Origin of the sequence: Haemophilus sp. HMSC61B11 (assembly GCF_001838615.1) — a bacterium.
Lineage (GTDB): Bacteria > Pseudomonadota > Gammaproteobacteria > Enterobacterales > Pasteurellaceae > Haemophilus_D > Haemophilus_D parainfluenzae_AD.
On record NZ_KV837988.1, the window covers coordinates 69,260 to 80,303 of the forward strand.

The 11,044-nt window shown below is 38.4% G+C and carries 10 protein-coding genes, 2 tRNA genes and 1 rRNA gene; 1 reads left to right on the forward strand and 12 read right to left on the reverse strand.

Going from position 1 to position 11,044, the window contains the following annotated elements:
• Positions 1-45: 45 nt before the first annotated feature.
• The 8 genes from HMPREF3263_RS06900 to HMPREF3263_RS06935 form a co-directional block, all read right to left on the reverse strand.
• Positions 46-720, reverse strand: coding sequence for a phosphoglycolate phosphatase (locus tag HMPREF3263_RS06900; protein ID WP_049371951.1), 675 nt, complete (start codon positions 718-720; stop codon positions 46-48).
• A 12-nt stretch (positions 721-732) separates the two neighbouring features.
• Positions 733-1,404, reverse strand: a complete 672-nt coding sequence (gene rpe, locus HMPREF3263_RS06905) for a ribulose-phosphate 3-epimerase (RefSeq protein ID WP_049371952.1) — start codon at positions 1,402-1,404, stop codon at positions 733-735.
• A gap of 164 nt (positions 1,405-1,568) precedes the next feature.
• On the reverse strand, positions 1,569-3,233 hold the full coding sequence (locus HMPREF3263_RS06910; protein WP_049371953.1) for a bifunctional metallophosphatase/5'-nucleotidase: 1,665 nt from the start codon (positions 3,231-3,233) through the stop codon (positions 1,569-1,571).
• Between the two features lie 132 nt (positions 3,234-3,365).
• A complete protein-coding gene (locus HMPREF3263_RS06915) occupies positions 3,366-3,695 on the reverse strand; it encodes a DMT family transporter (RefSeq protein WP_049371954.1) in 330 nt (109 codons plus the stop codon).
• A 37-nt stretch (positions 3,696-3,732) separates the two neighbouring features.
• Complete coding sequence (locus HMPREF3263_RS06920; RefSeq protein WP_049371955.1) at positions 3,733-4,878, reverse strand: anaerobic sulfatase maturase; 1,146 nt, start codon at positions 4,876-4,878, stop codon at positions 3,733-3,735.
• Between the two features lie 21 nt (positions 4,879-4,899).
• A complete protein-coding gene (locus HMPREF3263_RS06925) occupies positions 4,900-5,487 on the reverse strand; it encodes a Crp/Fnr family transcriptional regulator (RefSeq protein WP_005697379.1) in 588 nt (195 codons plus the stop codon).
• A 37-nt stretch (positions 5,488-5,524) separates the two neighbouring features.
• On the reverse strand, positions 5,525-6,970 hold the full coding sequence (locus HMPREF3263_RS06930) for a sulfatase family protein (protein WP_070853124.1): 1,446 nt from the start codon (positions 6,968-6,970) through the stop codon (positions 5,525-5,527).
• Positions 6,971-7,026: 56 nt separating this feature from the next.
• On the reverse strand, positions 7,027-8,739 hold the full coding sequence (locus tag HMPREF3263_RS06935; RefSeq protein WP_005697383.1) for a solute:sodium symporter family transporter: 1,713 nt from the start codon (positions 8,737-8,739) through the stop codon (positions 7,027-7,029).
• Between the two features lie 213 nt (positions 8,740-8,952).
• Here HMPREF3263_RS06935 and HMPREF3263_RS06940 point away from each other — a divergent pair, with 213 nt between their 5' ends.
• Entirely contained in the window at positions 8,953-9,747 is a 795-nt protein-coding gene (locus HMPREF3263_RS06940; RefSeq protein WP_005697368.1) for a sulfite exporter TauE/SafE family protein, read from the forward strand.
• Positions 9,748-9,781: 34 nt separating this feature from the next.
• Here HMPREF3263_RS06940 and mazG read toward each other — a convergent pair whose 3' ends face one another.
• From mazG to rrf, 4 genes are all read right to left on the reverse strand, one after another.
• On the reverse strand, positions 9,782-10,570 hold the full coding sequence (mazG, locus tag HMPREF3263_RS06945; protein WP_005697446.1) for a nucleoside triphosphate pyrophosphohydrolase: 789 nt from the start codon (positions 10,568-10,570) through the stop codon (positions 9,782-9,784).
• Between the two features lie 99 nt (positions 10,571-10,669).
• A tRNA-Trp gene (locus HMPREF3263_RS06950) sits at positions 10,670-10,745 on the reverse strand.
• A 15-nt stretch (positions 10,746-10,760) separates the two neighbouring features.
• Positions 10,761-10,837: transfer RNA gene (locus HMPREF3263_RS06955), tRNA-Asp, on the reverse strand.
• A 14-nt stretch (positions 10,838-10,851) separates the two neighbouring features.
• Positions 10,852-10,967: ribosomal RNA gene (gene rrf, locus HMPREF3263_RS06960) — 5S ribosomal RNA — on the reverse strand.
• Positions 10,968-11,044 lie beyond the last annotated feature (77 nt).

The following is an 11,044-nucleotide window of genomic DNA, read 5'->3' on the forward strand; positions in this document are numbered from 1 at the left end:
AAAAAGTGCGGTCATTTTTGACCGCACTTTACACTTTAAGATAGATTAAAGAATCTCTAATAACTTCGCAAAGTCATCAAGCACCCAATCAGGGTTTGATTCAGCAATTGGAATGTTGTAGTTGTATCCGTAAGTTAATCCTACAACCGGGCAGCCTGCTGAATGTGCCGCGAGGATATCATTTCGAGAGTCACCTACAAACAACACTTGGCGAGGTTCTACGCCAAATTTACCACATAAATAATACAATGGGCCTGGATGTGGTTTAATCGCAGGTAATGACTGTCCACCAAGCATTTCACTGAATAAATGATCGATGCCAAATGCCGCCAATACAGGCTGAACATGACGAGTTGGTTTATTCGTTACTACAGCTAAGGTATAACCATGCGCTTTCAAGGTTTCCAATGTTTCTTTTACATTTGGATATAAACGGCTCACATTACAAAGGTTCTCCGCGTAATACACGTTAAAACGCTCTTTCACTTGCTCCATTTCTGCATCTGAAAAGTCTTTACCTGTTTGCTCTTTTGCCCATTCTAAAGCTCGTGCAATCAATACTGGTGCCCCATTACCAATCCAAGTTAACACTAACTCTTCTGGTGCTTGAGGTAATCCAAAGTCTGCTAAAGCAGAATTCACAGACAACGCTAAATCTGGCAAGCTATTCACAAGCGTACCGTCTAAATCAAAACCGATAACTTTAAATTGAGTCTTCATTCTTACTACCATCTATTTAACTGAAGCTAACTGTGCGCGCATTTGATCAATGATTTGTTTATAATCTGGTTTACCAAAAATCGCTGAGCCTGCCACAAACATATCGGCACCGGCTGCGGCGATTTCTGCAATATTATCCACTTTTACCCCACCATCAACTTCTAAACGGATATCTAAACCACTTTCATCAATCAGACGACGTGCCTGTTGTAATTTTTTCAATGTTGAAGGTAAAAAAGATTGTCCACCAAATCCTGGATTCACGGACATTAACAAAATCACATCCACCTTATCTAATACATAATCCAAATAACTTAATGGTGTGGCAGGATTAAACACTAAACCCGCTTTACAGCCGTGCTCACGAATGAGTTGTAAAGAGCGGTCAATATGTTCACTGGCTTCAGGGTGAAACGTAATGTAATCTGCACCTGCTTTGGCAAAATCAGGAATGATACGATCGACCGGTTTAACCATTAAATGCACGTCAATAGGTGCTTTAATGCCATAATCACGCAAAGCTTTACACACAGCTGGGCCAAAGGTTAAATTCGGCACATAGTGATTATCCATTACATCAAAATGAATCACATCCGCACCGGCATTCAACACGTTTTGCACATCATCTCCTAGACGAGCAAGATCTGCAGAAAGGATAGAAGGGGCGATTAAATAAGGTTTCATTTGTCATCTCCTAAAGGATAAAAGTGCTTGTAGTTTACTACGTTAGGCTAAATTTTACCTTGATTATTTACAAGTTTTAGCTGAAAACAAAGAAAAAAATAACCGCACTTGATTCAATTGTCTCAAAGTGCGGTTGGTTTTTTATCGTATTTTAAAAGGATCGATTAGTTTAATCCAGTGATTTCCCAACGATTGTGAGATAGACCATCGATTTTGCCTTTTTTCACATTCGTGATGTAATCGATCATCATATTTTGGATCGTGCCTTTTTCACGGCCCATTGCCACTTTAGATTCCCAAAGTACAGGAATTTGTTGTCCTTCCCAAATACCACCTTTACCGTTTAATTGAGCGAAACGATATGAGTTCATGCCCACTTTTAATTTCATATCATCAGTTACCGGTTTGCCGTCAGCAAGGGTTAAACCAACGATTTTGCTACCTTGTGGATTACGTAAGTCAATTTTGTAATTTACGCCACCGAAAATGTCGTAAGTCACATATTTTGATTTTTTACGCTCTGCATTGTAACGGTATTCAGTATCACCTGGTTGGATGGTATCGAAGTAGTTTGCAGACCATTCCATATATTCTTTCAATTGTTTACCGGTCATTTCATAAACGGTTACATCGCCACCTGCATAACGATAGTTAAAGATGATGTCTTTTTTCTTGATATTGCCTTTATCCATACGTGCTTTTTGATGGTCGAAAGAGAAAGTCACCACATCTGCACCGCTGTAATGTTGTTCAACATCATTAATAAATGAAGATAAACCAGTATCTTTTGAGAATGCAGCAGATACACCATGTTTGGTCTCTTGTGGCACCATTTCGTTTTCGGTTTGACCAATCACCACATTGTTTAATTCACGTAATTTCTCGTGGTAAGGTTTATAGATTTCCGCAATTTTCTTATCTGCTTCAAGTTCTTTAACTGGAACGGTTTTGGATTCTTTCTTCACCAATTTCACTTCTTTTTTATCGTTGATATCAAAAGTGAGATCCACTTCAGATACCACGGTACCGTAACGGTGTGGTTCAGTGATTAGTGTATTTTTAATGGTTTCACTTGGTACATCTTTGTGCATGTGACCTGCGATAACTACATCAATGCCATCTACTGCATTGATCACATCACGCATACCGGTATCAGGAATCTTGTTTTCATTCTCGATACCCATGTGAGCAATCACAATAATCGCATCAACACCTTTCGCTTTTAACTTCTCAACTTGTGTACGTGCTTCTTCAGTTGGTGAAGTAAATTTCATGTCTTTTAAGTTGCCCGTGTCTTCTTCAAATTTTGCTGACATTGGAGTACTTAAACCGATAATCCCTAGTTTTACGCCATCTTTTTCGATGATGGTTGTCGCATCGATATAACGTTTGTCATTTTTCTTATGATAGAAGTTTGCGGTTAGTTTTTTCGCTTTGATGTCTTTTAAGATTTCATCTAATGCTTTCATCCCAAAGTTAAACTCGTGGTTACCAAGTACGAAAATATCGTATTTCATTTCGTTTAATACTTTTGGAATTGGGTGATCTTTGTAATATTTTTTATCTTTTGCGAACACATCGACTTGGTTATCTTGGATCGCATCGCCCACATCCACTAATACCACGTTTTTGTTGTTTTTACGCACATCTTTCACATAAGTTGCGATTTGAGCATAAGAACCAGATTTGTCTTCTACGTCTGCACCATAGCTCCAAGGTACAACGCGACCATGAATGTCAGAGGTACCTAATAATTTAATATTCACTTCTTGTGCCATTGCTGTGCTAACAGCAGAAAGCGCAAACAATGAGCAAAGTAATTTTTTCATAGAATTTCCTTTAAAGTTGCACAAAGTGCGGTTAAAAATGCCGGAGAATTATAGCGGTGAATCGATTGCTTACATAATTTTATTTTGAAGAAAAATAAAATTCGTGAGCTTGATCACATTTCATTTGGAGGATTAATGCCCTGTTTGAGAAAACAAGTTAATCACTAAAACACCACTGATAATCAACGCCATGCCTATCAGCCCTGCGGTATCAATTTTCTGACCAAATGCGAAATATGCCACAATAGCGGTCAGAACAATACCAACGCCCGACCAAATGGCGTAAACCAAGCCCACGGAAAGTGTTCGGAAAACACTGGAGACAAAATAAAACGAAATGGCATATAGCGCTAATGAACCAACGGTGGGTAAAAGTTTGGTAAAGCCATCACTGACTTTTAATAAATTTGTTGCCACAATTTCAAGACAAATAGAAATAGCGAGTAATATCCAAGGATTCATATCAATCAAAACGTAAAGTAGAAAACACCATTCTACCTTAAGCGGCGGATGGATGTAACCGAATTTGACGAGCCATGGCCTGCATATAGAATGCCGTTTGTTCAAAGAAATAACGGTAAGAGGCACATAAATAATTATGTGGATTGGGTTCATTTTCGAGAGAAACAAAACGATGTTTAGGGCAGCCACCATAACAGAGTTTACGAAACTCACAATGACGGCAAAGTGCGGTCAATTTTTGTGATTTTTCTAAACCGAATTGTTGCTGTTTACTGGAAAGCACAATCTCCGTTAAAGGTTGCTGAGTTAAATTCCCCATCTTGTATTCGGGATACACAAAATGATCGCAAGCATACACATCACCATTGGCTTCTGCCACAAGAGATTGACCGCAAGTGGGTTGATGAACACAAGTTGTAGAAGGATAACCGAGCCATTGTCCTAGTAAATTATCAAACTGCGACACATAAATTTTTCCTACATCATGAGCATACCATTCATGAAAGACATCCACGAGAAATTGCCCATAACCTTCTGATGGTACTGAAAAATCGGTTACTGATTGTGTTTTGGTATGACGTTCGACGATAGGAATAAACTGCATATAAGTCGAACCAAGCTGTTTGAGCGCTAAATAGGTTTCTCTTCCTTTTTGCCAATTTTGATCATTAATGACGGTCAGGGTGTTAAATTCCACGCCATATTCTTGCAGCAAATTTAACGCTTTTACGACTTTTTCAAAAGTGGGATTGCCATTACCTGAAATACGATAACGATTATGCACAGCACTTAAACCGTCAATAGAAAGCCCAATCAGAAAATGATGTTGTTTGAAAAATGCAGCCCATTGCTGATTAAGGGCAATGCCATTGGTTTGAAAGGCGTTTGTAATCTGTTTGCCTTGAGCAAATTCCTGCTGATATTCAACGGCTTGCTTATAAAAATCTAAGCCTAAGAGAGTCGGCTCCCCACCTTGCCAAGCAAATTCAACCACATTCCCTGCATGCGATTGGATATAGTTTTTGACGTAATGTTTTAAGGTGTCTTTCGACATAAAAGGCGCATATTGCCCAAACTGTTCTGATTTTTCCAAATAGAAGCAATATTCACACTGAATGTTACAGTGAAAACTGCTTGGTTTCGCCATTAAGTGAAAATGAGCTTGTGGTGGAAAAACAGACATCAACCATCCTTTGTTACAACATTATTTATGACCTGATATTCGGTCTAATGCACCATTTTGTTTGAGTTCTTTTGCAATACGAATGGCAGTTTCGGTTTCACAGCCGGCATATTCTGCAATTTCACGATATGTCCAATTATAATCAGGAAAATGTTGTTTGAGAAAATACAAACTATCCATCACACGATCTAAAGTACGCAAATAGGCACTTTTTGCCAAACGTTCCTCTGCTTCGCGTAATTCATCTGCCAAGATCTGTAATAAACATTGGCTCATTACTGTATTGTGCGTGAAAAATTCGCTCACTACATTAGGTTTGATGCGAGTAATCTCCGCATCAATTAAGACTTTTGCATTGCAATGATAATGTTTATCCGCCATCGAAAACAAAGTTCGAAAACCAAAATAATCGCCCTTGGAATATAATCGCACTAAGCTTTCCTTGCCATTTTCAAGGGTATGAAATAAGCCAACCAAGCCTGCTTGCACATAATAAAATTCATGTGCAGACTCACCTTGCTGATACAAGAAGGAACCTTTTGGCAAATGATGCAGCTCAGTAAACTGACAATGTGACAATTCAGTAGGCTTGATTGAGCAATTTTCCATAATCGTCCTTAAAAGTGCGGTCAATTTTCTATTAGTTTTACACTTCGTTTATAATCCGATATACCCAATTTTCTAATGGATCATTTAAGCGTTTCATTTCTTGACGCATTTCTTCCAGCATCTCTTTTTTGACCGCCTCATATTCTGGCTTGTAGAACAAATTATGCATTTCAGCCGGATCATTTTTCACATCATAAAGCTCACAAATATCCGAAGCATTAAATACTAATTTATAGTCTTTACGGTGCCACATGCGTTGTTCAAAGTAAACGAAATGCCCTGCTAACTGAGCCAATATCCCTTTACGTTGATTATCTTGATGTTGACGAACAATCGGCAAAATACTTTCCCCTTCAAAGGCCTGAGGAATAGGCTGATTAGCGAGATCATAAACGGTCGAGGTTAAATCATGGAGATAGACAAGGTTATCATCTTGTTGATTAACACGATTTGAATTTGGGTCTTTGATAATCATCGGAATATTGTAGGTGGTATCAAACATGAACTCCCCTTTCTCAATCATTCGATGAGCGCCCATCGCATCCCCATGGTCAGCAGTTGCCACAATAAAAGTGCGGTCATAAATGCCGTTGTTTTCTAAGAAGGTAAATAGCTCACCAATTGCATCATCAATTAAGGTGATATAACCCCAGAATTTTGTGATCACTTCTTTCCAATGATCTTCGCTCGCTTCCCACATTCCCCACATTTTAGAGATGGTACGATAGTGTCCTGGTTTGCCTTCTAGTGGCTTGAAGAAGCTTTCATCTAGCACCACATCTTCTTTGCGATACATGGAATAATACGGTTCTGGCACGATACAAGGCGTATGCGGTCCCCAGAAATTAATCCATGTAAAGAACGGTTTATTTTCAGCAAGTGCTTCACTAATATAGCTTTTCGCTTCATCAATGATGAAATACGGGATGGTTTGTTCTTTTGTGCCTGAAAGCAAACCGCAAAGCTCTTGCACGCGTAAATGAGGGTTATCCCCGAAATAAGCACGACTCACTTCTGGAATTTCATAGCCTTTTTCATCTAACCATTCTTTATAACGATTGGAATGTGTCGGCGGTTGGTTGAACACTAAATTTTTATACACGCCACTGCCCGGATAACCATAGCCATCAAAGTTATGCCCTTTAATGCCATAATCTTCCGGTACGGATTTTGTACCCACGTGCCATTTCCCCACAACATAGGTGTTATAGCCGTCTAGTTTACCAATATTTGGGGCGGCTTCGCTCACTTCACCTGTACCGCCTTTTTCACCATTACGAATGATGCCATGAGTGGACGGCATTAAACCGGTAAAAAGTGAAGTCCGTGCGGGTCCACAAACTGAAGCAGGCGTAAATGCGTTATTAAAACGCACCCCATCTTTAGCTAGACGGTCAATATTCGGGGTTTTAACGATCTGGTGACCATAAGCCCCCAGCATATCTTTACGCACTTGGTCGAGTAAAATATAGATAATGTTCATACACAATCCTTATCTATTTTAAGGTTTAAGGGCGTACGTGATGTACGCCCGACTGCTTAATGTTGGTTAGAAAGATGTAATTGATGTTCTGTTTTTTCATTTTTTGGTCTAAAGACAATCAATACGATGAGTTGTAATACCGCATACACTTCCAACACTAACATTGGATTACCATCTGGAGAAGCAATACCAATTGGTGATAAGAATGCATAAAGCGCAATTAAACCAAGAATTAATGAAACAGATGTTACTTTAATGTATTTCCAATTGGTCAAGTCTACATCGCCTTTATTGATGGTATTTTCCACATAAGGTTCACGTTTTAAGAATTGACCTAGAATCAACATGAAAACAACATCAAATACGAATAATCCGCCCATCACATACACGAAATTGATTTTCACATTGAACACCCAAACAATACTGAAATAAAGTACTACGTGTACAAGTAAAGCAATACGTGCAGCCAAGCCAGAAACAGTTTTATTAAATAAACCCACAGCAAATAACGCCACGATTGGAATATTCACAAAACCAGCAAAGCGTTTAGTGATTAAGAAAATACCATCTGTACCGAACATCAAAAGTGGGCCAATAATCATGGTCACAATCGCCATAATGGTTGAGACTTTTTTCGCATAGACGATCAACTCTTGATCGGTACGTTGTTTTTTACTGATAGATGGTAATAAGTCTTTACAATAAATGGTCGCTGCAGAGTTTAAGAATGAGTTAAAGGTACTTAAAATTGCACCGAAAAGTGCGGCAATAAAAAAGCCTTGTAATGCAGTCGGCATCACTTTATTGACCAATAATGGATAAGAGGTATCAATTGGATTTAAGCCTTCACCTAAAATATGGAAACTCAATAAACCCGGTAAATTAAGAATAATCGGTAATGTGAGTAGGAAAAGCGCTGCAATTAAAATCCCTTTTTGACCTGATGCTAAATCCTTCGCCCCTAAACAACGTTGTACGATGGCTTGGTTCGTTGTCCAATAGAAGAAGTGAACAACCATAATACCGGTAAAAATTGTCGGCCAAGGAGTAGAATCTGTTGAGCTACCAATGGCGTTCCATTTTTCAACGTGGGTGGTAGTGATAATATTCAAGCCTTCTGAAATGCTGCCATTACCTAAATAAAGCAATGCAAATACAGGTACAAGCAACGCACCAATCACTAAGATCACGGCATTGATGGTATCAGAAACGGCTACCGCTTTTAACCCACCAAAAATCGCATAAATCGCACCCACTACACCGATAGCAATTACAGTATAGACAATTGCTTGCGCATAACTTAATCCGAAAATAGTTTCTAGATTGAAGATTTTATTAAATGCAATCGCTCCGGTATAAAGTGCGGTCGGAATAACGATTAAAAGATAGAAGACTAAGAATAACCCTGACATAATCAAACGAGTTTGTCGGTCAAAACGATTTTCAAAGAATTCTGGAATGGTGGTATAACCGTTACGCAAATATTTCGGCAACATATAAAGCGCCAAGAAACAAAGCGGAATCACCGTTGGCACTGTCCACGCAATAATAGAAAAGTTGTTTTGATAAGAAACGGCATTCACCCCAATCAATTGCTCAGTAGAAAGTGAAGTTAAAACCATTGAGCAACCAATCACAATACCGCTTAATCCTCGTCCCGCTAAGAAATAACCTTTCGAGGTGGTTAAATCATCGTTTTTAGTCCGTAGCCATGAAACATAGGCCACCAAAGCTGTTACGATGAGGAAACTCGAAACTGTTAATAGCATACGCTCCTCCTTGTAGAAGCCATTATTAAATTCCATTTATAGACTACTGCTAGGTGTATAAAGAGCATATGATAATTGTCATACTGATTGTGTGAGAAGGATCACAAAATTAAAATAAAGTCTGTTTTTATAGATAATTATGAGCAAGATCATAAATTATTTATTTATCCAAAAGAATAATAATGCCGTACTCCCACAAAAAAGGAGTTTGAAATGAGTTTACAGTTAATTTTTATTTTAATTTTATGTGGTGTAATGACAAATATAATGTCCGCTATTTTTGGCATTGGTGGCGGCGTATTGATGGTACCTATTCTCTACACTTTATTCCCACAGTTTCCTTTACAAATGATTGCCGCAACATCATTGACGATTGTTATGGGATCATCCTTTATTAACTTGATTTATTTTTACAAACAAAAAGTATCGATTAATTACAAAGCGATGTTCATTTGGTCTGTGGGTATGATTATTGGTGTGCAGCTAGGATTCGAATCCAGTTTTTATGTACCCGATATTGCCATCATCAGTGTGTTTGTTATCACACTTTCCCTATTAGCAATTCGTACTATTTTTAGTAAAGAAACCGCAATAATTCAGCAATCTACAGCGGATGAAACGATTAAAGGGATAGGTCTTTCAACTATAGGTGGATTTATTGCTGGCATGACTGGCATTGGAGGTGGCTCAATTATGGCACCTTTAATTGGACAATTAAAATCCGTTAAAGCCCATCAAATTGCACCTTATACCAATGCGATGATGTTTATTGGGGGGCTAGGTAGCCTTTATGGCTATCTTTCAAAAAACTCAACTTATCGCTTTGGTTGGCAAATCGGTTATGTCAATTTTTCGATTGTGATTATTGTTGTGCTAAGTGCTTTTGTAACCGGATTTTTTTCAATGAAAATCCGAGGTAAATTATCACCGCACTTAGTCAAAAAACTATTAGGCATTATTTTATTAGTAATCAGCGCTTATATGTTACTTATCCATTCCATAAAATAAAAATGGCAGAGGAAAACGCCCTCTGCCATTTTGGTTATTTTTCTTCTTTTTTCACTTCATCCCACAGAATATCCATTTCGATTAAAGAAAGATCTTTAAGTGATACGCCTCGTTCTAAGGCCTTTCCTTCAACTTTGCGAAAACGTTGTTCAAATTTATTATTCGCCTTACGTAAAGCCTCTTCTGCGTTACATTTAAGGTGACGAGATAAATTGGCTGTCGCAAAAAATAAATCCCCAATTTCCTCTTCTATTCTTTCTTGATTGCGAGGTGTTTGGTTGACCTCATCTCGTACTTCCTTCAATTCTTCTTCAACTTTAGCAAATACAGGCTCAAGTTCATTCCAATCAAACCCAATCTTTGAGCACTGTTTTTGCATTTTCTGTGCTCTTAACAACGCAGGAAAAGCATTCGGAACATTATCTAAAATAGACTGTTGTTTTTGAGCTGATTTTTCTTGTGCTTTGATACTGTTCCAACGGGCTAACGCTTCTTCTTCATTTCCTGCTGTTGCATCACCAAATACATGAGGATGACGACGTACAATCTTTTCAGAAACATCATTAAGGACATCATCGAATGTGAAATAACCATCCTCTGAAGCAAGCTGACTGAAAAACACCACCTGTAATAAAAGATCACCAAGCTCTTCTTTTAAATTAGCAATATCTTTCTTTTGGATAGCATCAATGACTTCATAAGTTTCTTCAGTTAAACAAGGAATCATGGAGTCATAATTTTGTTTAAGGTCCCAAGGACAACCGCCATTAGGATTACGTAATTGTGCAATTAATTGAATAAAATCTTGAATAGAATAACGCATAAGAATATCTCTGAAACACTAAAATGCAATTAGTATAAAACGAATAACAAAATAGACAATATTCTTATAAAAAATTAAAGATAAATGGATATGGAATAATGGCAGGGGCGGAGAGGCTCGAACTCCCAACACCCGGTTTTGGAGACCGGTGCTCTACCAATTGAACTACGCCCCTATTGGTATTAAGAATTGGCGGAATGGACGGGACTCGAACCCGCGACCCCCTGCGTGACAGGCAGGTATTCTAACCAGCTGAACTACCACTCCGCTAAATGAGGTATAATTGGCAGTGACCTACTCTCACATGGGGAAACCCCACACTACCATCGGCGTAACAATGTTTCACTTCTGAGTTCGGTATGGATTCAGGTGGGACCATTGCACTCTTGCTGCCAAAATTTTTATTTTGTTAATTTACTCTTAAAATAAACTAACGAAATAAAAAGTACCTGGCGGTGTCCTACTCTCACATGG